The organism is Trueperella bonasi (genome assembly GCF_030811535.1).
Taxonomy (GTDB): domain Bacteria; phylum Actinomycetota; class Actinomycetes; order Actinomycetales; family Actinomycetaceae; genus Trueperella; species Trueperella bonasi.
Genome location: NZ_JAUSQX010000001.1, coordinates 1019071 through 1042642, shown reverse-complemented (window position 1 = coordinate 1042642; position 23572 = coordinate 1019071). Strand labels below are relative to the sequence as shown.

At 55.7% G+C, this 23572-nt stretch carries 22 protein-coding genes; 12 read left to right on the top strand and 10 right to left on the bottom strand.

Annotated elements, in window-relative coordinates:
- Nucleotides 1-29 precede the first annotated feature (29 nt).
- On the top strand, nucleotides 30-1028 hold the full coding sequence (locus tag J2S70_RS04940; RefSeq protein WP_307682626.1) for an LLM class flavin-dependent oxidoreductase: 999 nt from the start codon (nucleotides 30-32) through the stop codon (nucleotides 1026-1028).
- An 11-nt stretch (nucleotides 1029-1039) separates the two neighbouring features.
- On the opposite strand, the gene nrdF is transcribed toward J2S70_RS04940, so the two are convergent.
- Entirely contained in the window at nucleotides 1040-2005 is a 966-nt protein-coding gene (gene nrdF / locus J2S70_RS04935) for a class 1b ribonucleoside-diphosphate reductase subunit beta (protein WP_307682625.1), read from the bottom strand.
- 153 nt (nucleotides 2006-2158) lie between these two features.
- Here nrdF and J2S70_RS04930 point away from each other — a divergent pair, with 153 nt between their 5' ends.
- Complete coding sequence (locus J2S70_RS04930) at nucleotides 2159-3409, top strand: heparan-alpha-glucosaminide N-acetyltransferase domain-containing protein (protein ID WP_307682624.1); 1251 nt, start codon at nucleotides 2159-2161, stop codon at nucleotides 3407-3409.
- A complete protein-coding gene (locus tag J2S70_RS04925) occupies nucleotides 3402-3842 on the top strand; it encodes a methylated-DNA--[protein]-cysteine S-methyltransferase (protein WP_307682623.1) in 441 nt (146 codons plus the stop codon). Before J2S70_RS04930 ends, J2S70_RS04925 begins: the two co-directional genes overlap by 8 nt.
- A gap of 56 nt (nucleotides 3843-3898) precedes the next feature.
- On the opposite strand, the gene J2S70_RS04920 is transcribed toward J2S70_RS04925, so the two are convergent.
- The 5 genes from J2S70_RS04920 to nrdH all read right to left on the bottom strand — a co-directional run bounded on the left by J2S70_RS04920 (nucleotide 3899) and on the right by nrdH (nucleotide 8280).
- Entirely contained in the window at nucleotides 3899-4492 is a 594-nt protein-coding gene (locus J2S70_RS04920; RefSeq protein WP_307682622.1) for an HdeD family acid-resistance protein, read from the bottom strand.
- A gap of 88 nt (nucleotides 4493-4580) precedes the next feature.
- Entirely contained in the window at nucleotides 4581-5168 is a 588-nt protein-coding gene (locus J2S70_RS04915; protein ID WP_307682621.1) for a hypothetical protein, read from the bottom strand.
- A 238-nt stretch (nucleotides 5169-5406) separates the two neighbouring features.
- Nucleotides 5407-7542 carry a class 1b ribonucleoside-diphosphate reductase subunit alpha gene (nrdE, locus tag J2S70_RS04910; RefSeq protein ID WP_407702633.1) on the bottom strand — a complete coding sequence of 712 codons (2136 nt, stop codon included), beginning with the start codon at nucleotides 7540-7542 and terminating at the stop codon, nucleotides 5407-5409.
- Complete coding sequence (nrdI, locus tag J2S70_RS04905; RefSeq protein WP_307682619.1) at nucleotides 7539-7940, bottom strand: class Ib ribonucleoside-diphosphate reductase assembly flavoprotein NrdI; 402 nt, start codon at nucleotides 7938-7940, stop codon at nucleotides 7539-7541. Before nrdI ends, nrdE begins: the two co-directional genes overlap by 4 nt.
- 88 nt (nucleotides 7941-8028) lie before the next feature.
- Entirely contained in the window at nucleotides 8029-8280 is a 252-nt protein-coding gene (gene nrdH / locus J2S70_RS04900; RefSeq protein ID WP_307682618.1) for a glutaredoxin-like protein NrdH, read from the bottom strand.
- A 532-nt stretch (nucleotides 8281-8812) separates the two neighbouring features.
- On the opposite strand from nrdH, the gene J2S70_RS04895 reads away from it, so the two are divergent.
- From J2S70_RS04895 to mtnN, 3 genes are read left to right on the top strand one after another with little or no spacing between them, the layout of a single operon-like run.
- Nucleotides 8813-9235 (top strand): Fur family transcriptional regulator, encoded by a 423-nt coding sequence (locus J2S70_RS04895; protein WP_307682617.1) that lies wholly within the window; start codon nucleotides 8813-8815, stop codon nucleotides 9233-9235.
- A gap of 21 nt (nucleotides 9236-9256) precedes the next feature.
- Complete coding sequence (locus tag J2S70_RS04890) at nucleotides 9257-9712, top strand: S-ribosylhomocysteine lyase (protein WP_307682616.1); 456 nt, start codon at nucleotides 9257-9259, stop codon at nucleotides 9710-9712.
- Nucleotides 9712-11067, top strand: coding sequence for a 5'-methylthioadenosine/S-adenosylhomocysteine nucleosidase (gene mtnN / locus J2S70_RS04885; protein ID WP_307682615.1), 1356 nt, complete (start codon nucleotides 9712-9714; stop codon nucleotides 11065-11067). The genes J2S70_RS04890 and mtnN overlap by 1 nt, the downstream gene beginning before the upstream one ends.
- 15 nt (nucleotides 11068-11082) lie before the next feature.
- Here the strand turns inward: mtnN and J2S70_RS04880 are convergent, their stop codons facing one another.
- Complete coding sequence (locus J2S70_RS04880; RefSeq protein ID WP_307682614.1) at nucleotides 11083-13191, bottom strand: S9 family peptidase; 2109 nt, start codon at nucleotides 13189-13191, stop codon at nucleotides 11083-11085.
- Between the two features lie 122 nt (nucleotides 13192-13313).
- Between J2S70_RS04880 and J2S70_RS04875 the strand changes: the two genes are divergently transcribed.
- Nucleotides 13314-14036, top strand: coding sequence for a DsbA family oxidoreductase (locus tag J2S70_RS04875; protein ID WP_307682613.1), 723 nt, complete (start codon nucleotides 13314-13316; stop codon nucleotides 14034-14036).
- Between the two features lie 9 nt (nucleotides 14037-14045).
- Here J2S70_RS04875 and J2S70_RS04870 read toward each other — a convergent pair whose 3' ends face one another.
- Nucleotides 14046-14534 carry a ribonuclease H family protein gene (locus J2S70_RS04870; protein WP_307682612.1) on the bottom strand — a complete coding sequence of 163 codons (489 nt, stop codon included), beginning with the start codon at nucleotides 14532-14534 and terminating at the stop codon, nucleotides 14046-14048.
- A 108-nt stretch (nucleotides 14535-14642) separates the two neighbouring features.
- On the opposite strand from J2S70_RS04870, the gene J2S70_RS04865 reads away from it, so the two are divergent.
- From J2S70_RS04865 to J2S70_RS04845, 5 genes are all read left to right on the top strand, one after another.
- Nucleotides 14643-15548, top strand: a complete 906-nt coding sequence (locus tag J2S70_RS04865) for a macro domain-containing protein (protein WP_307682611.1) — start codon at nucleotides 14643-14645, stop codon at nucleotides 15546-15548.
- Nucleotides 15549-15668: 120 nt separating this feature from the next.
- Nucleotides 15669-17384, top strand: coding sequence for a hypothetical protein (locus J2S70_RS04860; protein WP_307682610.1), 1716 nt, complete (start codon nucleotides 15669-15671; stop codon nucleotides 17382-17384).
- Nucleotides 17351-19567 carry an SdrD B-like domain-containing protein gene (locus J2S70_RS04855; RefSeq protein WP_307682609.1) on the top strand — a complete coding sequence of 739 codons (2217 nt, stop codon included), beginning with the start codon at nucleotides 17351-17353 and terminating at the stop codon, nucleotides 19565-19567. Before J2S70_RS04860 ends, J2S70_RS04855 begins: the two co-directional genes overlap by 34 nt.
- A 37-nt stretch (nucleotides 19568-19604) precedes the next feature.
- Nucleotides 19605-20839 (top strand): IS3 family transposase gene (locus J2S70_RS04850; RefSeq protein WP_307682232.1). Its coding sequence is split into 2 segments (ribosomal slippage): nucleotides 19605-19896 and nucleotides 19896-20839, totalling 1236 coding nucleotides; the frame shifts between segments, so codons are not numbered across the junction.
- A 38-nt stretch (nucleotides 20840-20877) separates the two neighbouring features.
- Complete coding sequence (locus J2S70_RS04845; protein ID WP_307682608.1) at nucleotides 20878-21834, top strand: SdrD B-like domain-containing protein; 957 nt, start codon at nucleotides 20878-20880, stop codon at nucleotides 21832-21834.
- A 365-nt stretch (nucleotides 21835-22199) separates the two neighbouring features.
- Here the strand turns inward: J2S70_RS04845 and J2S70_RS04840 are convergent, their stop codons facing one another.
- Entirely contained in the window at nucleotides 22200-22745 is a 546-nt protein-coding gene (locus tag J2S70_RS04840; RefSeq protein WP_307682607.1) for a DUF4825 domain-containing protein, read from the bottom strand.
- A gap of 117 nt (nucleotides 22746-22862) precedes the next feature.
- Nucleotides 22863-23510 carry a CYTH domain-containing protein gene (locus J2S70_RS04835; RefSeq protein WP_307682606.1) on the bottom strand — a complete coding sequence of 216 codons (648 nt, stop codon included), beginning with the start codon at nucleotides 23508-23510 and terminating at the stop codon, nucleotides 22863-22865.
- Between the last annotated feature and the right edge of the window lie 62 nt (nucleotides 23511-23572).

Here is a 23572-nt window from a genome sequence, read left to right as displayed (position 1 = left end):
AGCGTGAAAGGAACACTGCGCAAAGGAGCATGATGAACGCCGAACTTTCCATCCTTGACCTCGTGTCGATCACCGAGGGTTCAACCGCCGCCGACGCCATCGAACGTTCCATGCGCGGGGCCGAACTCGCCGATGAGCTCGGCTATAAGAGGTACTGGTTCGCCGAGCATCACAACACCACTAGCCTTGCCTCTTCCGCAACAGCGCTCCTTATCGGGCGGGCCGCCTCTCGCACTAACCGAATCCGGGTTGGCGCAGGTGGCGTGATGGTGCCAAATCATGCTCCGCTTGTGATCGCCGAAAATTACGGCACGCTCGCAAACATGTTCGGCGACCGTATCGACCTTGGACTCGGCCGCGCACCGGGCACCGATCAGATGACGGCTCAAATGCTCGGGCGAACATCAGCCGATCCGCAATCTTTCGCCACGGCAATCTATCGGATGCAAGGCTGGTTTTCCGACGACGGCGCACCGGATTCGATCCCGATTGGCTCGGCGGTTTCTGCGGGAACGAAGGTACCGATGTGGGTGCTGGGCTCAACGGTCAACGGCGCCTCAATCGCGGCTCAGCTAGGGTTGCCGTTTTCGGTTGCCTCCCATTTCGCGCCCGATTCGCTCGAGGACGCTATCGCCGTGTACCGTGCAAACTTCGACCCCGATGCCCCAACGGCGCAGATTTCCGAACCCAAAGTTATGGTCGGCGTGAATATCCTTGTTGCCGACTCGGACGAGGCTGCCGAACACGAATTCACCTCCCACATGCGAATGATGCTCGACGGCACCACGAACAAGCGCCGCAAAGTCCAGCCACCCGCAGAGGTTTCGAGTTTCGCCGACGGCCGGGCGGCGGCTTTCGTCAGCGCCGCGCTCCGCGTTCGAGCGGTGGGATCACCGGCCACGGTGGAAGCGAAGCTCACCGAGCTTCAAAACCGCACCGAAGCCGACGAATTTATTTTCACGTCCTACATTTTCGACGAGGAGAACTGGCACAAGAGCCTTCGCCTCCTCGCCGAACTGTGGATGTAGGCGAGAGATTCTTAGAAGTCCCAATCGTCGTCTGTTGTTGCTTCGGCAGTGCCGATTACGTAGGAGGAACCAGATCCTGAGAAGAAGTCGTGGTTTTCGTCTGCGCCAGGTGAGAGTGCCGCCAGGATCGCCGGATTGACCGCCGTCTCCTCGGCCGGGAACAGCGCTTCGTAACCGAGATTCATTAGTGCCTTGTTGGCGTTGTAGCGCAAGAACATCTTCACGTCCTCGGTCAGCCCTAGTGGATCGTAAAGCGCAGCGCTGTATTCAACTTCGTTATCGTACAGCTCGTCCAAAAGTTCATAAGTCCACATCTTCATCTCGTCTTGGCGCTCCTGGCTTTGTTTCTTCATCGACACCTGGTACTTGTAGCCGATGTAGTAGCCGTGCACAGCTTCGTCGCGGATGATGAGTCGGATGAGGTCAGCGGTGTTCGTGAGCTTCGCGTGTGCGGACCAGTACATGGGCGCGTAGAAGCCAGAGTAGAACAGGAAGGATTCAAGCATGACCGAGGCAACCTTCCGCCTGTCTGGATCATCGCCCTCGTAGAGCTCGTTAATGATCTGAGCCTTTTTCTGCAGGTTCTTATTTTCCTGCGACCAGCGGAAAGTTTCGTCGATTTCTTCGGTTGAAATAAGGGTGGAGAAAATCGAGGAGTAGGATTTTGCGTGCACTGACTCCATGAAGGAAATATTTGTGTACACGGCTTCCTCGTGCGGAGTGACAGCATCTGGAATAAGGGAGATCGCGCCCACGGTTCCCTGCAGCGTATCAAGCAAGGTGAGCCCGGTGAACACGCGGGTTGTCATCAACTGTTCGTGTTCCTTCAGCGTATTCCACGACTGGATGTCGTTCGAAAGCGGAATCTTTTCCGGTAGCCAGAAATTAGCTGTCAAACGATCCCAAATCTCCAGATCTTTCTCATCTTCAATCCGGTTCCAGTTGATCGCCTCAATCGGGGCATATTCGGCGGCCATACTTCTCCTTAACCTCAACGGGTATGTCACGAAAGTTTTCTAGATTCCATGCTCTCATGTTGCTAGGACTTTAGCCCGGGTGTCCGAACGGGAACTGGTCACATCGTCTTTCGAAGCGATCTCGTTTTCAGGTGAAAGGCTTACGCTAGTCGTATGGAGAGCACAGCTGACAACCCACACACCGCACCTGTCTCCACTCGCTACAGCGGCCGGATTCGCGGCCTTGATCTAGCGCGTGGGATCGCGATCATCGGCATGATTTGGGCACACGTGAAACCACTCACCGACGACGACGGCCTAGCGCACCTCCTTTCAGAAATTCCCTCTGGCCGATCCTCGGCATTGTTCGCCCTGCTGGCCGGGGTCTCTATCGCGATTTTGACGGGCCGTAACGCAGCGTATTCCGGTGAGCGTATGCGCCACGCTCAACTTCGAATTGCGGGGCGAGCCATCATGCTATTCATCTTTGCCGGAATTCTCGAACTGTTTTCAACGCCGATAGCCATCATTCTCGACTTCTACGCGCTGTGGTTCCTCTTATCGATTCCGTTCGTACACTGGTCGGCTCGCCGACTTGCTGTCTCTGCGCTCGTCGTCGCATTCGTAGGTCCACAACTTATTATCGGTTTCCAATGGCTAACTGAAAGCATGGCTTTGTGGGGCTCAAGTATTCTGACGGACACTCTTATTACCGGAACTTATCCGGGACTGGCTTACATGGCTTTGGTGTTTGCGGGCATGGCGCTGGGCCGGCTGGATTTGACCCAAGTTCTTCTCCGTTGGCAACTGCTTATCGTAGGTGTCTGCCTTGCTGTGCTTGGGTATGGCGCCGCATGGGTGGCCACGAACTCATTTGCTCCCGAAGAACCTGGTTGGAATATAGAATATGGTATTGGCGGATCTGGTTTTGATATCGACGACGGCATCTATAAGTCTGATCTTGATCTACCGAGTTTCGAGGTGCTTAGCGGCGAACTTCCGAGCTTCGACGTGGATGTTGCCGAAGAGCCCGCTTTCGCCGAACCAGGAGTCACGCTTTTCGATTTCTTTAACGCAACCCCACATTCGAACACGACGCCCGAAGTGCTGGGAAATCTTGGGGTTGGGCTTGCCATTATCAGCCTTTGCCTATGGCTTTCACCGCTCGCTAGGCACGTGCTCTACCCCGTGGCAGCTGTTGGCTCACTGTCGTTGACTGCCTATTTCGGCCATGCGTTCTTCCTTCACTTCAACGAAAACTGGTTCTTCGGAGAGTCAGTAGTGCCATTCTTCTGGCTGGCCGGCGGAGCCCTCATCTTTTGCACGCTGTGGTGTCTTCTACCGCTGCGGCGCGGTCCACTGGAATGGTTAACTTGGAAGTTTTCTCAGTGGTTCGCACGTCCTTCAGTGGATCGCCATGGATGAGTTCGCAGTTTTTGATTCACCACTCGGCCCACTGACGATCCAAATGAAGGCGGGCGCACTTTGCGGCCTATGGATGGAAAACCAAAAGAACTTTCCTAACGAGGCTATCGCAGCAGCCCGGTCTGCACCCCTTCCACCCGCTCGCGGTGTAGTAGCCCAATGGCTCACCGATTACTTTGCAGGCTCTCGCCCCGGCCTGAGTTTCCCCGTTCGGCCTGCGGGCACCTATTTTCAACTGGCCGTGTGGTCCGCATTGCTCGACATTCCCTACGGCGAAATGGCTACGTACTCCGCGGTTGCGCAGATCGTAGGCGAGCGCCGCGGAGCTCCCTCGTCGGCGCGAGCCATCGGCGGAGCCGTGGCGAAGAATGCGCTTATGATCGTGGTTCCTTGCCATCGCGTCGTCGGCGCAAGCGGAAGTCTGACTGGTTAAGCCGGGGGAATTGGGCGCAAATCGTGGCTTCTTCAGCACGAAAAAGCTACGGCTAGCTACTTCCCTTCCACCACCGCTTGGCGCCGCCCGAGCCAGTCGCGCGAAGCGAGCCCGAACAGCGCGTAATTCACTCCTTGCGCACATAGCGCTACTCCCACGCCAAGTGGCAGGGTGAACCAGTCAAGTTCGGGGCGCACGAGCAACATGATCGCCGCAGCGAGCACAACAGCCGTTGCGATAACGGCGAGGATCAGCATGGCACCATTGTGTCGGTTAAGCCGTGGCCATAGCGGTATATTCGCTATCGCATCAACGATCAAGAAAAGCGCGACGATGTAGATCAGCGCATCGCTAGCAAATTCTGGTCGTGCAACCAGAATGATGCCAATGATGAGGAGCGCACCACCAAAGACGAGTGAGGATATGGTGACCATCGAATCTTCGGTGTTTTTTACTCGCAGGCCATTGATGATGAGCATTGCGGCGCGCAGAATTACCACGGCGCCTATGACGAATGAGATCATCGCGATCGTCGTTTTAGGATTGGCTAAAACAAATATGCCAATCAACATCATTACTGGTGCCACGATTAGTGCGGCCCAGTGCCATGTCCAGTTTTGTTTCGTGCGCTGAACGTCTTCGCCTGCCATTAAATTCCTTTCGTTAGCTCCCATTCCAGTGAGTGGAACGCGGCCTTACGGTTTCTAAGCGTACGTGGCGGGCGGGCGAACTTTAAGCCTAATCGCCAGGGGCGATAGCGATGAATCTGCCCTCGGGCGTGCCCACAATTTCTTCGCACCCTTCGTGGCATGCAGGCCCGAGCTCAGGATCGTACAGCAAGTATGTTGTGTCGCCGCTTTCATCTGCGTGGCTCCATAAAACGAACTTTTGCGTGTAGTTTCCGTTGGCATCAACCATGTGAAAACTGTTGGTTTTCCTCAGTTGCGTTTGGGCCTGCGCTGGGACGTTTACGTACCAGTTAGCGCTGCCGTCGTCGTTTTCCACTATTTCACCGACGAAGAAATAGTACTTTCCGCCTTCGACCGGCACAGTCTCATAGCCACGATTTCCGGGAATGTCGCTAACTTTCAAGGGGATGCTGTCAGTTCCTAGGGCCAATGACACGTCCCCGTCCACAATCGTAACGTCGTGTGCGTGAGTGGCTGGATCGGCACCTGTTCCCGGTTCTACCACGAAACTCGAGTACGGCTCTGCTTCGACGCCGGTCTGGTCAACACATACGTCCGACGAGGTGGCAACGGTACAGCCGCCACTTGCTCCGAGCACACTAAGCACGGCCAATAGTGCCAGTTCACGTCGCATCACTGCGGCCCCTTCACAGTTCGTTTGCGTATCTCGGCCTGTGCCAACATCCGCTAACTTACTGCCTATTCAGAACGTGTGGAGTCCGCCCACGGTCGCATACGGTGGCCGGTAAATCCCGGGGCTGGTAAGTCGCAGGGAGGCCCGTAAGCCAAGAATTTCTCAGTTTTCCTTGGCTTACGGGCCTCCCGAGGAGTTACGGAGCTCCCGTTATCGAACAGACCTCCCGGGTGCTAGCCCGTTACAGCATGCACGACACGCAACCTTCAACTTCCGTGCCTTCGAGTGCGGCCTGCCGAATACGCATGTAATAGAGCGTCTTGATGCCCTTGCGCCACGCGTAAATGTAGTTTCGGTTGACGTCGCGCGTTGTCACGGTATCCGGGTAGAACAGCGTGAGGGAAAGCCCCTGATCAACGTGCTGGGTGGCAGCCGCATACGTGTCAATGATTTTTTCCGGGCCAATTTCATAGGCGTCCTGGAAATATTCGAGGTTGTCATTGTTCATGTACGCAGCTGGATAGTAGACGCGGCCGAGCTTACCTTCCTTGCGGATTTCGATCTTCGAGACGATCGGGTGGATCGAGGAGGTCGAGTGGTTGATGTACGAAATCGAACCGGTTGGCGGAATGGCCTGGAGGTTCTGGTTGTACATCCCGTACTTTTGCACTTCGGCCTTAAGCTCACGCCAGTCATCTTGAGTGGGTACATGGATCCCCGCGAAGAGCTCCTTCACCCGATCGTGTTCGGGTACCCATTCTTGGTCGATGTACTTGTCGAAATATGTGCCATTCGCGTAATCGGAATTCTCGAAATTGTAGAACGATTCTCCGCGCTCTTTTGCCAACTCGTTAGAGGCTTTAATGGCGTAATAGGCAACGGTGTAGAAGTAAATGTTCGTAAAGTCGAGCGCTTCGGGTGATCCATAGTAGATCCGTTCACGGCCAAGGTATCCGTGCAGATTCATTGCTCCGAGCCCGATCGCATGGGAAAGGTCGTTTCCTCGCTTGATCGACGGCACCGATTCAATAGATGTCTGATCGGAGACGGACGTCAGCGCGCGAATAGCAATACGGATCGTGTTCGCAAAGTCTGGCGAATCCATGGCTTTGGCGATATTGAGCGAGCCGAGATTGCAGGAGATATCACGCCCGACGTGGTCGTAAGAAAGATCTGCGTGATACGTCGACGGCGTGGAAACCTGCAGAATTTCCGAGCACAGGTTCGACATCGTAATACGCCCCTCAATTGGGTTCGCCTTGTTGACGGTATCTTCAAAAACGATGTACGGATAGCCGGATTCGAACTGGATTTCGGCAAGAGTTTGGAAGAATTGACGCGCGTTAATCTTGGTTTTTTTTATCCGCTTGTCGTCCACCATTTCGGCGTACTTTTCGGTCACTGAAATCTCGGTGAACGGTACGCCGTAGACGCGTTCGACGTCGTAGGGCGAGAACAGGTACATGTCCGCGTTATCGCGAGCAAGCTGGAACGTCACGTCTGGAATGACGACGCCAAGCGAGAGGGTTTTGATTCGAATCTTTTCGTCTGCATTTTCGCGCTTGGTGTCTAGAAAGCGCATGATGTCCGGGTGGTGCGCGTGCAGGTAGACGGCGCCGGCGCCTTGGCGCGCTCCGAGTTGGTTCGCATACGAGAATGAATCTTCGAGCAGTTTCATCACAGGGTTGACGCCCGAGGACTGGTTTTCGATGCGCTTAATTGGCGCTCCCTGTTCGCGCAGGTTGGTGAGGTTGAGAGCGACGCCCCCGCCCCGCTTCGACAGTTGCAGGGAGGAGTTGATAGCCCGCGCAATTGACTCCATGTTGTCTTCAACCCGCAAAAGGAAGCAAGAGACCAGTTCACCGCGAGCCGTTTTGCCAGCATTCAAGAAGGTGGGGGTTGCGGGCTGGAATCTGCCCGTGATGATCTCCTCCATGAGATCCATCGCCATGTCCTCATCGCCGCGGGCGAGGAAAAGCGCCACCATGCACACCCGATCTTCAAAACGCTCGAGGTAACGAGTGCCGTCAAAGGTTTTGAGCGTGTAGGAGGTGTAGTACTTGAACGCACCGAGGAAGGTGGGAAAGCGGAATTTGTGAGCGTAGGCCGCCTTGAAAAGCTTTTTAATGAAGTCGAAGGAGTACTGTTCGAGTACTTCGGGCTCGTAATACCCTTCTTCGACCAGGTAGTCCAGCTTTTCCTTTAAGTCATGAAAATAAACAGTGTTCTTGTTGACGTGCTGAAGGAAATACTGGCGGGCTGCCTGCTTGTCGGCGTCGAACTGGATGTTGCCGTCAGCGTCGTACAGGTTTAGCTGCGCATTCAGCGAATGGTAGTCGAGTTCAGGCGGCAACATTTCTTCGCCCGTGTCCGTCATAGTTGCTTCCAAAATTCTTCCAATCCCTCACGAACAACCTGGACGTCTCTTGGCGTGCCCAGTAGTTCGAATTTGTACATGTGTGGAACTTTAGTTTTTGCGGAGATGATGTCTCCTGCAAGGCAATATGCCTCACCGAAATTTGTATTTCCGGCAGAGATAACACCTTTGATCAGTGAACGATTATGTTCGTCGTTCAAGAATTTGATGACCTGTTTTGGTACGGCTCCCCGGGGTGTGCCACCACCGTATGTTGGCGTAATCAGAACGTATTCTTGGTTCACCGTCAAAGCCTCATCCGTACGTCGCAGCGGGATGCGCTCGGCCGGAAAACCCAATCTCTCGACGAATCTGTGCGTGTTGTTCGTAGCCGAAGAGAAGTAAATGATATGCACCATCGACGTCACTCCTTGATCCTTCAGAGCCCCGACCCTTCAGAGCCCTGATCCCTCAAGGCTCTGGCGCGTGTGCGCAGATCGACCACCTTTAGGCGGTGGCGGACTCACTAACCTGAGCGGGAACGAGGGCCTTGATCTTGTCTGGACGGTAGCCCGCCCAGTGATCGCCGTTGGCAAAGATAACTGGCGCCTGCTGATAGCCGAGTGCCTTCACGGTTGCGAGTGCGTCGGCGTCCTCCACAAGGTCTACTTCAGTGAATTCCAGACCATATTTCGTCAGGGCGCGAGTGGTGGCGGTGCACTGTACGCAAGATGGTTTGGTGTAGACGGTGATTGCCATCGTATGGCTCCTTCTGTGCTCAAAATTGGGATCATTACGATCTCGAGTGGATACGGATATCAACACTACACCTAGTGGATCAATTTGCAATGACCACTAGATAATGTGCTTTCGGCGTGTCAAAACTGCCTTCGCATGAAGCCGCGCAAAGGTCAATGTGGATACGTTCCAGTTTCCGAAACTCGAGGCAAATCTCATAGCTGAGTTAGCCACGAGGGTGTCCACAACCCCGGCTGCCGCATCACGCCCGCATGCTTCGCACCGCCGCGATTTCATCGTCGCAGCCGCCTCCGACACAAAACCCAATCCACATATCCACAGCATTGTGGAGAAAAGAAATCCACCTTTCCACAGCTCCTGAGAACTTAATCCACAGCCGTGGAAAGCTACTGCACGATCGACACCATGGCATGGCGCGGCTCACTACGCCCGCCGCCTGCAGTCAAAACACCACATACCCCTCCCCGAATTATAGCTTTTCCCGTAGCGATATCTCTTGCTTTCCGAACTGATTCCTAACAAAATATTCGACATGGAGATGTCATTCGAAGATCAGCTACGTGATGCGGGACTTCGCGTCACCAAACCACGTATATCTGCCCTCGAAGAACTCAGGGACAACCCCCATTCGAGCGCGGATCAAGTGCGCCAAGGTGTCGAACGCCGGCTGGGCTCCGTTTCAACCCAAGCGATTTACGATGTTCTCCACACTCTCACCAAAAAACAAATTCTGCGCGAAGTTGAACCGCATGGATCCGTGCCTCTTTACGAACTCGCGCGCCACGATAACCACCATCATCTTGTGTGCCGTGCCTGCAGGAAAATTATCAATATCCCGTGCGTGATTGGCGCGGCTCCATGCCTTACGCCTAGCGACGATCACGGCTTTGAACTTGATGAAGCCGAAGTTGTGTTCTGGGGGCGCTGCCCCCAATGCCAAGAGAAACAAACCTAACCAGAACGATTGAAGTATCCGATGCAAAAAACGAACGTAGAATCTTTCAACCTCGATCACACGAAGGTAAAAGCACCTTTTGTTCGCGTGGCTGACGTCAAAGAATTTGGCGACGTCACACTCACGAAGTACGACATTCGCTTTTGCCAACCAAACGTGAATCACCTCGACATGCCAGTCATGCACTCAATCGAGCACTCTTTTGCCGAATACTCCCGAAACCACGCCGACGACGTCGTCGACTTCTCCCCCATGGGCTGCCAAACCGGGTTCTACCTTCTACGCTCGAGCAAGCCCGATCTTGACGGAACAATGAACCTGGTAGAAACGTCCTTCCGCGACATTTTGGCCGCAACTAGCGTGCCCGCCGCGAACGAGGTCCAGTGCGGTTGGGGAGAAAGCCATTCGCTTGAAGGAGCACAAGCCGCCGTCGAAAAGATGCTCGATAGCCGCGGCGAATGGGGCGATGTCTACTAATGCGCCAAGTCAACGCCATCATCGTGGCGGCCATGGAGGAAGAAACGGCCCCCTTCACCAAAATTTTTAATGACTTCACCTTTTCCACGTGCGACGTGCCTGCCGGAACCGCGAAACTGGCTACCCGAGGGCACACCACAGTACTTTTCCTCACCACGGGGGTGGGCATGGTGGCCGCATCCACTTTGCTTAGCTGGGTGCTGAGCAAGTTCAAACCACGCCTGATCCTCTCAGTTGGCTCGGCTGGCGGCCTCGATTCCAAGCTGAGCATTGGCGACGTCGTCATTGGAACCAACTATGTTCACGGAACCGCAGACGCCACGGCGTTCGGCTATAAAATCGGGCAGATTCCCGGCCAACCCGAGTCATTTGCCGTACACCACAACCTGGTTGAGCCTATTCAAACGCTACAAGCGGCCCATAAAGACGTCATGCACGTGGGTACCGTCGCCTCCTCCGATACCTTCGTTACCGAAAACAATGTGGCCGACCTACGCGAGGCTTTTCCAGGCGTACTTTCGGCGGATATGGAATCCCACGCGCTCGCCCAGGTTTGCCACACGTTCAAAGTTCCATTCGCTTCGATCCGCTCAATATCCGACGTCGTTGGCGCAGAACGCTCGGCCGAGCAAGCCAAAACCTTCAACTCCAAACTCGACGACGCCGCATTTGCCGCGGCCCGCGCAACCAAAGAGTTGCTGCTCAACGCTCAGGCACTCAAAGTGCGACGCTCCGGCCACGGCCCTGCTCAACACTTTTCGAGGGAATCCCTACAGGCCGCGCTGTACTTCATGCTTGCGCAATCCCACAGCCTGGAACCGAGCTCCTACCAGCTTCCTAGCGACATCGAACGAGAAGTCAACAGGCACCTTGAGGGCCTGACCACCTCGGAAAGGCACCGAATCCTGGGCCTTGTCAGCGCCGGATTCGCGCTTGCGCAAACGAATCCATCGGCGAGTTTGACCGCAAAAGATTTTGATACGCACCGAACAAACTTCATCGAGCGCTATCCCGAAGCTGACCGCTCCGGATTCGCCTGGCCACCCACCTCCCAAACCGTGATCAAACGCTTTAACGGCTACTGGAATGATGCGCTCGGAGCCATTGGGCTTACTCCGCGCCGCGGGCGCAACCGCGGCGGCCTGAAGTTCACGCCTGATGACTACCTCTTCGCGGTGCGTTCCTACGTCGTGGATTCGCGCCGCGCACACCGCCAGCCTTCGTTTAACAACTATTCGCTGTGGCTCGAAAGGACAGATAACACGGGCAAGCTTCCTTCCGGGGCGGCGATTCGGCAACGCTTTGGTTCGTGGCGCGAGGCGCTCGCCGCCGCTGCCTTACGCACGGATGCTTAGCCACGGATCTATTGGCTAGGCCACGCCGAGCTGGCGGAAGATAAAGGCTAGTTCGCGAGCGCGCCGCTCCCACATGTGATATCGGCCAGAACCGCCGAAGTGCCCCGCGACTTTTTCGGTGTACTGCACGATGAGGCCCGAGTCTTCGCTCACGGTATCGCGCAATTTTTGCACCCATTTCGTGGGCTCGACGTAGGAGACACGGATGTCGTTGATCGACGTCGTTGCCAAGATAGCCGGGTAGCGTTCGGCGGAAATGTTTTCGTAGGGCGAGTATTCGGCCATGTACTCGTAAACTTCCGCCGATTCGATCGGGTTGCCCCATTCTTCCCATTCGCCCACGGTCAATGGCAGTTCGGGTTTGAGGATCGTGGTTAGGGCGTCAACGAAGGGCACACCCGCGTGCACCACCCGGTACAGTTGCGGCGCCAAATTCGTGATCGCTCCCATGAGCAGGCCGCCCGCGGATCGGCCCTCGGCTGCCAGTCGGCCCTCTTCAACGAGCCCGCTAGCAACCACGTGTTTAGAGGCGGCCACAAAATCGGTGAAGGTGTTCTTTTTATTGAGCAGGCGGCCATCTTCGTACCAATGCCGGCCCATTTCACCACCTCCGCGCACGTGCGCGATCACGTAGACCACGCCGCGATCGAGGATCGGCAACCGGAGCGCAGTAAAGTGCGGGTCGATCGAGATTTCGTAGGAGCCGTAGCCGTAGATGAATCCGGGATTGGCGCCCGTACGGTCAAGATCGGCCCTGTGCGCGATAGTCAGTGGGATTTTCGTGCCGTCTTCGGCTTGCGCCCAGTCGCGATATTCCACGTAATCGTCGGCGTCGTAGCCCGGAACGTCGAGCGTCTTGAGCGTCGTCAGTTCCTTTTCCTCGACGTCCCAGCTGTACCAGGTGCGCGGCTGGATGAGGGATTCAGCGACGACGACGAGCTCGCTCGTCTCCCACTCGCGGTTATCACCAATTTCTAGCGTCATCGTTTCCGCGATGGGCAGATCTTCGGGCTCGGCCCAGCCGTTTTCCGTACGTTCCAAGATCCGCACGCGCTGGCTGCCCTGCGAGCGTAGCTCTAGCGCAGCGAAGTCCTTGAATGCTTCGACGCCAAGGAGCCGTTCGCTTTCGGCTGCAACGACGACGCTGCGCCAGTCTTCCGGCTCGCTCGGCTCGAGCGGTGCGCGGGAAAGTTCGAAGCCTTCGTGGTTCAGATTGTGGATGATAAAAAGCTCGTCTCCAGCTACCTCAGCCGTGTAGTAAAGGCCGTGTTCGCGCCTGCGCACCTGGAAACGCTCGTCGATATTCGCCGTCGAAACCAGGTGAACTTCGGTGGTGTCGGTAGATTCGGCGGTGATGACGATCCACTTACCGTCACGCGAAGCACCAAAAGAAACGTTGTACAGTTCGTCAGGTTCGTCGAAGATGAGCACGTCGTGGTCGGGATGCGTGCCGATTTTATGCAGCCACACTTGGTTTTGCCGCCAGGCGTCGTCGGTTCGCGTGTAAAAAACGCCACTGGAGTCGGCAAGCCACGCGAGCCCATAGCCGATGCCTTCCACGGCGTCGTCGACGACGAGATCGCCGTCAATGTCACTAACACGCAAGGTGAACTGCTCATCACCACTGGTGTCGATCGCAAGTGCGAAATATTTGCCGTCGGGGGAAACGGCGGAAGATCCGGGCGCGAAGTACTCTTCGGACGCGCCGAGCACGTTGCCGTCGTAAACTCTGGTTTCTCCGCACTGCCCAGGTATTGGGCGAACACTTCCCTGCCCCTTTTCCACCTGTTTCGCGTTTGTATTTAACGGTGTGCGGAACAAGCCCGCATACGGTCTGCCTTCCCACGTGCGGACCCAGTACCAATGGTCACCTTCACGCACGGGCACGGAAACATCGGTTTCTTGTGTGCGTGCCGCTATTTCGGAGACGATTTGGGCGCGCAGGTCATGTTGGTCGTGCGTGTGCTGTTCAAACCAGGCGTTCTCAGCGTCGATATGTTCCATGACGGCGGGGTTGCCGAGGTCCCGGAACCACTCATAGTTATCCACAATGGTATGCCCGTGGAAGGTTCGTTCAACAGGGTGTTTTTGCGCGCTTGGAGCGCCAGCATTCGCGAATGTCATACACCCATTGTAGGGCGAGTGCGCGGCCTAACCCTAGCTGGCACATTGCACCGCCAGTCACGTCTAAAGCGTGGGTGGCATAGGTTAACAAAACTTTGGCAAACCTTTGTAGGCTAGTTCGCATGACACATGAGATTGTTGTTCACGTCTGGTCCGATATCGCCTGCCCGTGGTGTTGGATCGGTAAACAGCGCCTCGAGCAGGGCATCGAGCAGTCCGGCCAGCAGGTCGCGGTTGAGTATCACTCCTATCAGCTCTACCCGGAGGCGCCCTCATCCGCACCCGCGTCCTATATCGAATCGCTGGCTGGGATCAAGAACCTTGACGAGGCCGAGGTGCGTTCGATGGTTGAAAGCGTGGGCGAGGTTGCTCGCGAAGAGGGCCTGACCATGGATTGGGATCGGGCCCAGCACGTTAATACGTTTGAAGCTCACCAGTTCGTTTATGCCGCCAAAGCTCACGGGAGCACGGCCGAAGAGGCCGCCGAACTGGGCACCGCGGCATTCGAGCGCCTCTATCGGGCACACTTCACCGAAGGCTTGAATATCTCCGACACCGACACCCTGCTTGAACTGGCCGAAGAGATGGGCCTAGATGTCGAGCAGGTGGAAGACGAGCTCGAATCCGGTGAGCACGCCAATGCGGTGCGCGGTGATATCCGTGACGCCCGTAGCCTCGGCATTCAGGGTGTGCCGTTCTTCGTCGTCGGCGGAAAATTCGGTATTTCTGGCGCTCAGCCGCCGGAGGTGTTCGCGGAGACGATCAACCGGGCGGTCGATGAGCTTCGCTACGCGCAGGCGCAGGAGGTGCCTGTCGAGGGCGCGCCCGCCGATCCGGAGGCTTAGCCGCCGCGGCTAGGAAAATTTCGCCGTTTGTTCGACGGCGAGCCGGTCTGCCATCTCGTTGGCCTCATCCCCGCTGTGCCCGCGCACCCATTCGAGTTCTGTGCGGCCCGTTCGTGCCTCGTATAGGTTGAGCATCCGTTCGATGAGGTCGCGGTTGGCTACCGGTTTGCCGTCGGCCTTCTTCCATCCGCGCCGCCGCCAGCCGGGCGCCCACTCGGTGAGGGATTTGATGACGTAGCTCGAGTCCGAGCGCAGCAGGAGGTCGCCTTCGGGGCCAGCGTATTCGAGCGCGGAAATCATGGCGGTCAGTTCCATGATGTTGTTCGTCGTCGACGCCGATCCCCCGGCGTTCGTCGTACCCGTTAGTTGCTCGACCCACGCCCATCCACCGGGGCCGGGGTTGCCGGAGCACGATCCGTCGGTTGCGATGACGAGGTCAAAGCCGGGGCGCGGCTGTCCGATAGTTTTTCCCATGCCTGCCAGCTTACGCGAGTTCATCGCGTGCCTTGGGTGTTCTCCACTGTCAGCAAATCTGGCTCGTCCGAGTGCCACCCTGCTCTAGGAAGTCGGGTAACCTTGGTGGTAGCGACTTCAGGAAGGTTTGCGATGCTGTCACTGTCTGAATATAAGGACGCCATCAAACTCTCGGAACCGTTTCCGGTACCGGTGGACGACACGCGTTCCACTTACGATCTACTCATGACTGCCCTTGGCGGACTTCCCGACAAGCACTACACGGGAACGACGTCGATGGCGCATCTTTCAACGGACGATGGCCTGACTCGCTGGCTCGAGGCCGAGCTGGCCCTTCGCGAACCGGCTCCGCTGAATCCGGTGGCATCGCGTGCGATTAACACTTTGTTGTATCGCCAGGTAGGCGAACATGGGCGTGTTGAGGCGATTAATCTTCGCCGCGTGCACGACCTGCTTCCGCAAAATGACTTTGGGCAGGCCTCCGATACCGTTCTCTATCGCGGGGATATGCGCCAGCTTGTCATTGACGCGGTAGTGAACACCGCGCTCCCCTCCCTGACGGGATGCCGTGTTCCGCTCCACGGCTGCCTCGATTCTGTTCTGCACGCCCAGGCTGGCCCGTGGATGCGTAATGACTGCGCGAAAATCATGGAGATGCAGGGCCTGGATGAGGAACCTCCCGGCAATGCGAAGGTCACCCGCGGTTACCGCCTTCCCGCAAAGTACGTGATTCATACCGTTGGTCCTAATGTTAAGGACGGCAAGGTTGAAGAGCACGATCGGGAGAATTTGTATAACTGCTACTGGAACTCCTTGGAGCTCGCTGGCAAGATGCCGGACATCCGTTCGATCGCTTTCCCGGCGATCGCAACTGGTTACAATGCTTTCCCGATTCGTGAGGCGGCTCAAATCGCGCTCGACGCGGTGAATAACTGGATGGACGCACACGGGCAGAATCTCGATCTCATCGTGTTTTCGGTGCAGGGCGAGGAGGATGCGCTCGTTTACGCTGACGTCCTCAACACCTGGATTGACTAGTTCAACATGTAATCTTTTGCCGAATTTTCCGCATATTCAGCTGCTTGAGAACCAGTATTGGGCAATATAGACTGTGGGCGTTTTCTTGTTTGTCTTGTTGTGAAAAGGCGTTTCATTCACATGCAGTCTACTTTTAGCAGATTTCTTACTCTCGTCCTCGGTTTATTTCTAGTCGCCACTCCGACTGGCACAGCCCTAGCTACAAACGCCAATCAGGCCCGCCTTGAGGTGAGCATCCGAGCCACCGAAACACCTATCGAATCTGGCGAAGCAACAACCTTCCGTATCGATTGGAGCTGTTCGGCAGTTGATTCCAGCTGTGCTGATGCTACGGTGACGTTTAAGTTAGACGAACTGACCGAAACAATTCACAATCAACCGACCGCGCAAATTCAGCTCGCCGAGCAATCTACGGGCAGCTACGTGTCTAAGCCAGACACCTCGAAAGCCAAAACTGAGGGCGTCGTCGTATGGAATCTTGGCGACGTAGCGGCCGGCGCTAATGGCCAAATGGGTGTTCGTATTAAAACCCCGAACCTGATTACCCCGGATGGTGCTACCTACACCGCGACAGCTGAAACCTCCGGAACCGGCGTGACCGGCACTAACGACACCGCCGACATGGTTGTGAGTGCACAGCCGCGCCCAGACGTGGAAATCCGTCGCGAACTCGCACCTTCCCGGGTAGGCCCGCAAGGCGACGACCCAGAAAGTACTTGGCCCGCCATCGGCGCTCTGGTGGAGTATCGCGTACAGTCCGGCTATGAGGGCAGCTACAACGATCTACGCTCTGGCTGGGGATTCAATCACGATAAGATTAACAGCGGAACCCTAGGGATGACGGATGTTTTGACCACTGTAGCGCTACCCAAAAACGCTATTTTTGAATCAGCTACGCACGACGGAGTGTACGACCCTGCAACGCACTCGGTATCTTGGCCGGCATGGTCAGCACCGCAACAATTATTCTCACCACGCTACCGACTCGTCGTGAAATATCCGGCCGAGCATTTCCCAAAGACGTCCACCGTCTCACTCACCGCAACAATGGCGGGTAAACGCCTAGATACTGGCGAAACGCTCTCCGATACCAGTACGTGGACGCATGGATTTAAAGATCGGAAAGCCAGCGGCAAGATTTCTAAACATGTCTGGAAAAATCGCGTTTCACGCGGGGAACAGGCCGGCTACAATTTCCGCATTGACAATACGGGCAACGTGCCCTTAGATGTTGTGATTGAAGATTATCTTCCCTGCCCGCTCACCAGCCCCACAGATGGAAGCACTGACTGTACTACTCCCGCCTTGAAAGACATTAAATTAAGCATGCCCCGAGGAATTGGCACCTCGATTCACGTTGAGTACACCACCAACACGGGCCGTACGTTGGAGCACATACAAAATAGCTCAACTAGGGTTATAGGCCTTCCCGTAGAAGACACTGAATGGGTGACTTACCTGAAGATAACGGCCGAAGGTATTCCTGCGGGAACCTCGCAAGGCATGATCCGCCTGCAGGGCACGGTAGTCGAAGACATTCCGGAGGAGGCACCCGCGAACACACCGTATAAGCATGTAAACCCGCAAGACGGCGGCACCCGCGTCGAAAACTGTGCGTCGGTTTTACGCTTGACCAACGAGGGCACAACCATCGTCGACGAGACGAATAGTTGCGCTGGTTTTCACGTTGTTGCCCCATCCCCGAAAATAGGCACCGTCAAATGGATGGGCCCAACTCCACGGCACTATGAAGGCATCTCAAGTGCTACTGCCTTAAGCCCGGCGGGAATCAGGGCCACGTCATGGTTCCGGCAGGCCAAACCACGCAGGTTCTGATGGAGTTCACCAACGGGGATACCCAAGCCGAATTTTATCCCGTCGTCGCCGATTTGCTCGACCCTTCCTTGGAATACATTCCTAATTCTGAATTCACTCACGGTAACTGGCCCGAACAGTACCTGCCATGGGATGCGCGTCAGGTCGAGATCATCGAGAACTTTGAGGGAACCGGGCGAACCCTGGTCCGCATCTCTTGGCCCGATCAGTACTCCGTGCCCGGAAACTCTCCGAAGTTCATTTTCGGTTTCGACGTCAAAGTCAAATCAAGTACTCGCCCGTCTCAAGAGATGAAGGACTATAAGCCAGAGGGTCTGTACTCAAACACGGTCTACATCGCTGACCGAAAGAATCCGGCTACGGCTGGCGATCAGTGCGTTCGCACGTTTAACGTTTTTGCTACACCACGGGAAGATACCGGCAACCTGCTCGGACTCGATGTTCCCCATGTGTTCGCATGCACCGATACAGATCACTATGAGGTTGGCCCCTCAGCTTCCCTCGAGTCGAAAAAGTACGTGAAGGGATCTGAGGATTCGGACTTCCGTTTAAGCCCGGAATTCGGAAACGTACTTCCAGAGAAACCAGCCGAGTTCAAACTAGAGATCGTTAATTCCGGCAATATTGATCTTGACAAGGTCATCGTTTACGATGTTCTACCATTCATTGGTGATCCGGGAGTTCGCGTCCATGAGAATAATCGTGATTCTTCGTATCGTCCGCTCATGACTGGACCGGTCAGGTTCGACCCGGAAACACCCGAAGCTGACGTCCGATACAGCCTGTCATCGAATCCCTGCCGTGGCGAGGTCGTGACCAGCGGCGCGCAACGCGCTTCAGCACCCGATGGATGCAACGATAGCTGGGTTGCTGAGCCGGAGGTCACCGATTGGTCTAAGGTACGCGCCGTTCGCGTAGACTTTGGCGACACCGTTTTAGAGCCTGAAAAGGTATGGAACCTGTTGATCGACGTCAACGCTCCTGAGAAAAGCGCACGCCGCGTCGCGTGGAATTCCTTCGCGGTTGCAGCACGCGATCGTTCGCTCGATCAATTCCTGCTACCAGTTGAACCAGCGAAGGTTGGTTTGCTCGTTCCAGGTGAGCTAGAACTAGTTAAGAGCCATCATATTGTTGACGACGCCGGCGCGAAACTTCCCAATGGTAAGTATCAGCCCGGAGCCACTGTAGAGTATCTAATTAAGGTTACTAACAACGGCCCTGGTGATCTGACCGAGACGGCGGTCGCAGATACTCTTCCTATGGGGCTGACCTGGGACACCTCTTTCCAAGAGGCTTCCAACGGCTCCTTCGATTTCGACACCGGGATTTGGACGCTCAACGATCAAGTATCATTCCCCGTTTTGGACTTCGAAGGTAATGAAGTTCGCGACGTCGAGGGTAACGTCGTCACGGAAATGCGCGAAAAGGGACTTCCTCGAGATGCTTCGGCAACCCTCAAGCTTCGCGCCACCGTTGACGAAGCAACCGAGGGGCAAGAGCTGTGCAATCATGTGAAAGCTGATGCTCTAGAAGCCCGAGAAGCTGTCGAGGCCCAGGATTGTTTCATCGTAGGCGTCGAGATCGGTGAGCTGGTGTGGTATGACACTGACGCCAATGGCCAGTTTGACGAGGGTGAGCAAGGCTTGCCGAACGTTACGGTCATCTTGAAGGACTCCGCTGGCACAGAAATTGAGCGTGCCGTGACTGATGAGAATGGTCGATACAAGTTTACGGGTATTCAGCCAGCTGGTTACACGGTAGAGATCGACCGCGATTCCCTCCCACAAAAGGATAGTCCGTGGATCGACACCCACGATGTCGATGGTACGCCAGATGGTAATGCCACGATTACCCTCGACCGGCAAAACCGCACCGACGTTAATTTCGGCTTGACGCAGCCCGTGTCGATTGGTGACTTCGTCTGGCTTGATGAAAACTTCAATGGTATTCAAAACGACGGTGAACTAGGCATTGGGGGCGTGAGCGTTGACCTGTATCAGGGCAATAAGCTAGTGGATAGGGTGACGACCAACGATGACGGCCGTTACCTTTTCGAGGGGCGCTTACCAGGCAGCGATTACCGCGTCAAGTTCGGCTTACCCGGCGGCTACAATTTGGCACCCGTGCGTGCCGGTGAGGATCACACGATTAATTCCAAGGGTCTGGTGGTTGAAATGGTCTAGGTTTTCTTCCGTTTGAGTAGATGGGAAAATCTGGAATATGGCGAAGAAGTTTGATCAGGAAGCGAAGGATCGTGTGGTTCGTCTTGTTGAGGATCGGATCCTTGCTGAGGGGCTTTCGATGCAGGCAGCATGCCAAGCAGTTGCACCAAAACTCGGGGTCTCGTGGCATACTGCCCGGCAATGGACCCAGGCAGCTCGACGTGAAGGAGAAGTTCCTCAACGCCTGCCCGAAGATCTGGCTGCCGAAAATGCCAGACTGCGTCGTGAAGTTCAAGAGTTGCGTGACACGAATGAGTTGTTGAAGGCTGCATCGGCTTTTTTCGCGTCCGAACTCGACCCCAAACGTCGGAAATGATCGCATTTATCGATGAGTATCGCGATCGTTTCAGTGTTGAGTTCATTTGTCAGACGTTGAAGAATCACCGTGAAGGAGGCTTTATCACCTCCCGTGGATACCGGGATGCGAAGAAACGTGCCCCGTCAGCTCGCCAGGTCAGGGATCGCGAGCTGGTCGAGCTCGTTGGCCAGATTCATGCTGAGAATTACGGGGTGTATGGGGTGCGGAAGATGTGGCGTGCCTTGAAACGTCAAGGAGTTGACATTGGTCGTGAGCAAACGCGGCGGATCATGAAATTGGCGGCAGTGGCAGGTAAACGGAAAGGTAAAAATCCTGTCACCACAGTCAAGAGTAAGGACATCGATACTCGCCCAGACTTGGTTCAACGCGAGTTTACAGCTAGTGCTCCGAATCGATTGTGGGTCGCTGATATCACCTACGTGAGAACCACTGCGGGTTTCGTGTATGCGGCGTTCGTAATCGACGCTTTTAGCAGGAAGATTGTTGGCTGGGCGCTGTCAGATTCCATGAAAACCGAGGCATTACCGCTCCAAGCGGTCAAGCAAGCAATCTGGAACGCTCGCTCAACCACAGGCCTGGTTCATCATTCAGATCACGGGTCTCAATATGTATCTTTGACCTATCATCAGCATCTCGTGGATGCTGGAATTGTTGAATCCACTGGCAGTGTGGGTGACAGTTATGACAATGCGCTGGCTGAGAACGTCAACGGCTCATACAAGAACGAGATCATTCATACCCGACGATGGGCCGATGTTCTCGAAGTCGAGATCGCTACATTCGAGTGGGTGCACTGGTGGAACACCAAGCGTCTCCACCAAGCACTCAACTACCGCACGCCACACGAGGTCGAAACGGAATACTGGCAGCAACGAGAAAAAACAGCAACAATAGAAAACAGGGTAAACACCTAGGAAGAAAACCCGGACCATTTCAGGTAGACATTCCCGAATTGGTAGCAGAAGGAAGCTACCTTGATGCGGATCTTGGTCTCATAGGCGCGGGTTCACTCACGGGAATCCTGTGGGAAGACGACGATCGAGACGGCGCGGTTGGGGAATCGGAAATGCGCTTCCCCAAGGTCGGTATTGAGCTAGTGGACGCCGATGGCAACGTCGTCGCTACAACGGCAACTAATCGCAATGGCGAATATAGCTTTACACAGTTGGTGCCCGGGCAATATACGGTGCGTATCGACCAAGAGGCTACGCAGCTGGACGGCTTCGAACTGATCGTTGATCCCGATGGGGAACTTGACGGTCTAACGACAGCGACTTTGACTCCGGAAGCTCTGATGCAGATTGACGGCTTGAACTTTGGGTACGTCAAGGTTCCTGAACCTGAGCCAACGCCAGAGCCAACGCCAGAGCCAACACCTGAGCCAACGCCAGAGCCAACGCCAGAGCCAACGCCAGAGCCAACGCCAGAGCCAACACCTGAGCCAACGCCAGAGCCAACGCCAGAGCCAACACCTGAGCCCTCGCCAGAGCCAACACCTGAGCCAATGCCAGAGCCAACACCTGAGCCCTCGCCAGAGCCAACACCTGAGCCCTCGCCAGAGCCAACGCCAGAGCCAATGCCAGAGCCAACACCTGAGCCAATGCCAGAGCCAACACCTGAGCCCTCGCCAGAGCCAACACCTGAGCCCTCGCCAGAGCCAACACCTGAGCCAATGCCAGAGCCAACACCTGAGCCCTCGCCAGAGCCAACACCTGAGCCAACACCTGAGCCCTCGCCAGAGTCAACGCCTGAGCCCTCGCCTGAGCCCTCGCCTAAGCCATCTCATGTTCCAAAGGCAGACACGCCGCTCGCATTTACCGGTGCAGGGGTTGTCGGTCTGGTTCTTCTAAAGGTGATGCTTCTCGTATCGGGCGCGGTGCTCGTGATTAACCGCAAGGCTCAACTCTAAGCGGAACTACACATGCGGATACCTCGAATCTAAGGCGAATCTAATCGGTGTACCGCTCGCGCGGGGAGCTTGAAGGGCTCCCCGCGCCGGTGTCTGGACTCATATCCCGAAATAAAGAACTGGCTGGTACGAGAGGACAGCAAACACCTCGTACCAGCCAGTTTGGCAGGGAAGTGATAGAGAACCGCTCACCTCAGTTGTCGATCACGAAGGACCCTACCGAGCGCGACACAGCAATATCTGGTGCGCAAGCTTGAAATTATCATATCGAAACATGAGCCCATGTCAAAGCGATTTAAGGCATTATCTCACTCGACTTGGGAAAGTTCTCAATCACGTAAATATGGGAGGGTTCAAGCCCTCAACTATTGCTCGTCCGTGAGTACAAGCGCCTCTGACTCGATCGGAATCAAGGTTCGTACCCACTGCCACGCATCCGCCGATTCCAACAAATCACTAAGTGGAGCGCCGAAACGATCGTCAACCGATCGGCGGCTCACCGAATACTGCGCACTCGGCGAATAGAACGTCACGCCCGTGGCGTTGTCGACACTCGCGAATAGTGCAATAGCCGAATAAAGGGCATCGTTTCGTTCGTCTAACCATTCGGCCTTGGTATCTTCGCTGAGAATAACGTCAACGTCAGTCTCGTGAATCTCCACCCTGTCGATCCTGTCTCCGAGTGGCAGGGCATGCAATAACTGGACGGTATTGGCGTTATCGCCAACAAATTCGGACGTATAGTCCCCGATGGTTGCCAGATCATGGTTTTCGTACGTCACGAACTTCTCGCCCGTGGTCTCCGCAATCGCGTTCGCGCGAGCCATACTCATACCGACGATAACGATGAGCGTCAGTCCCAACGCGATGAGAGCCTGGGGGATTACTGTCGTTTTCTTATAAGCAGGCATAGACCCATTGTGTACGCATCGCTGGACTTTTGGTATCGACCCCAGGACTGAACCACAGCGGTGAGGAACGTGCGTGCACTAGCCGCGCGCACGACGTCGTGCCACAGCCTCGTTGTGTTAATCCGTGAGGTTGAGGAAGTACGGCCCACGCTGGGATAGTTCGTTCATATATAGGGCGTCCCAGTGCAGCCACGGCTCTTTCGATAGCGAATCGTTGGTAAATCGCGGATCGGTGGTCACTTCTGTGACGCAAAATTCCGGGATTTCCACGTTGGTGACGGGCGTGAGGCGTTCGATTTCCGCCACGATCAATCCGGTGTTTTGGCCTGCGAATACGTCGAATTCCCAGCCGTCTTCGTTAAACCACAGCGAGTGCCGCGTTTTGGCAATCACGCGTGCTGATCGCTGGATGATTTGAATCGCGACGTCGGTGTCCAGTTCGGTTTCCATCTCATAGCGTTCCCCGCTCACCGACGGGGATTTCACGGCAATGGTGGCGACAGCGTCGTCGCGCCGATCCCGTATTAGCGCGGCGAGAAGACGCCGCTCGTAGGCCCCAAGTTCGTCGACGGCGGGATTAAAGGGCTCTTCAGGTAGGCGTGCCCCACGGAATTGGAGGCGCACGCGGATCGCATACCCGGCCTCAGCGAACACATAGGCCTGAATAATAACCTGCGCGGCACCGTGATCGACGACGCCGTTAGGCAACTCCTTGACGAGGAACTTGCGTTCAAACTCGAACGGGAAATCACGCTTGGCATCCATTGAACCATTGTCCCACACGCCATGGACCTCTGCGGAGCACCGAACGGGTTAAAACACCCCTC

What these genes read in the sequence shown, in the direction of transcription:
- nrdH (WP_307682618.1), bottom strand. Translation starts at nt 8,280, where the DNA reads ATGGCAATCACCGTCTACACCAAACCATCTTGCGTACAGTGCACCGCC.
- J2S70_RS04880 (WP_307682614.1), bottom strand. Translation starts at nt 13,191, where the DNA reads ATGACATTCGCGAATGCTGGCGCTCCAAGCGCGCAAAAACACCCTGTT.
- J2S70_RS04895 (WP_307682617.1), top strand. Translation starts at nt 8,813, where the DNA reads ATGGAGATGTCATTCGAAGATCAGCTACGTGATGCGGGACTTCGCGTC.
- J2S70_RS04875 (WP_307682613.1), top strand. Translation starts at nt 13,314, where the DNA reads ATGACACATGAGATTGTTGTTCACGTCTGGTCCGATATCGCCTGCCCG.
- J2S70_RS04835 (WP_307682606.1), bottom strand. Translation starts at nt 23,510, where the DNA reads ATGGATGCCAAGCGTGATTTCCCGTTCGAGTTTGAACGCAAGTTCCTC.
- J2S70_RS04865 (WP_307682611.1), top strand. Translation starts at nt 14,643, where the DNA reads ATGCTGTCACTGTCTGAATATAAGGACGCCATCAAACTCTCGGAACCG.
- J2S70_RS04940 (WP_307682626.1), top strand. Translation starts at nt 30, where the DNA reads ATGATGAACGCCGAACTTTCCATCCTTGACCTCGTGTCGATCACCGAG.
- J2S70_RS04855 (WP_307682609.1), top strand. Translation starts at nt 17,351, where the DNA reads ATGGTTCCGGCAGGCCAAACCACGCAGGTTCTGATGGAGTTCACCAAC.
- nrdF (WP_307682625.1), bottom strand. Translation starts at nt 2,005, where the DNA reads ATGGCCGCCGAATATGCCCCGATTGAGGCGATCAACTGGAACCGGATT.
- J2S70_RS04890 (WP_307682616.1), top strand. Translation starts at nt 9,257, where the DNA reads ATGCAAAAAACGAACGTAGAATCTTTCAACCTCGATCACACGAAGGTA.
- mtnN (WP_307682615.1), top strand. Translation starts at nt 9,712, where the DNA reads ATGCGCCAAGTCAACGCCATCATCGTGGCGGCCATGGAGGAAGAAACG.
- nrdE (WP_407702633.1), bottom strand. Translation starts at nt 7,542, where the DNA reads ATGACGGACACGGGCGAAGAAATGTTGCCGCCTGAACTCGACTACCAT.
- J2S70_RS04925 (WP_307682623.1), top strand. Translation starts at nt 3,402, where the DNA reads ATGGATGAGTTCGCAGTTTTTGATTCACCACTCGGCCCACTGACGATC.
- J2S70_RS04840 (WP_307682607.1), bottom strand. Translation starts at nt 22,745, where the DNA reads ATGCCTGCTTATAAGAAAACGACAGTAATCCCCCAGGCTCTCATCGCG.
- J2S70_RS04860 (WP_307682610.1), top strand. Translation starts at nt 15,669, where the DNA reads ATGCAGTCTACTTTTAGCAGATTTCTTACTCTCGTCCTCGGTTTATTT.
- J2S70_RS04870 (WP_307682612.1), bottom strand. Translation starts at nt 14,534, where the DNA reads ATGAACTCGCGTAAGCTGGCAGGCATGGGAAAAACTATCGGACAGCCG.
- J2S70_RS04920 (WP_307682622.1), bottom strand. Translation starts at nt 4,492, where the DNA reads ATGGCAGGCGAAGACGTTCAGCGCACGAAACAAAACTGGACATGGCAC.
- nrdI (WP_307682619.1), bottom strand. Translation starts at nt 7,940, where the DNA reads ATGGTGCATATCATTTACTTCTCTTCGGCTACGAACAACACGCACAGA.
- J2S70_RS04930 (WP_307682624.1), top strand. Translation starts at nt 2,159, where the DNA reads ATGGAGAGCACAGCTGACAACCCACACACCGCACCTGTCTCCACTCGC.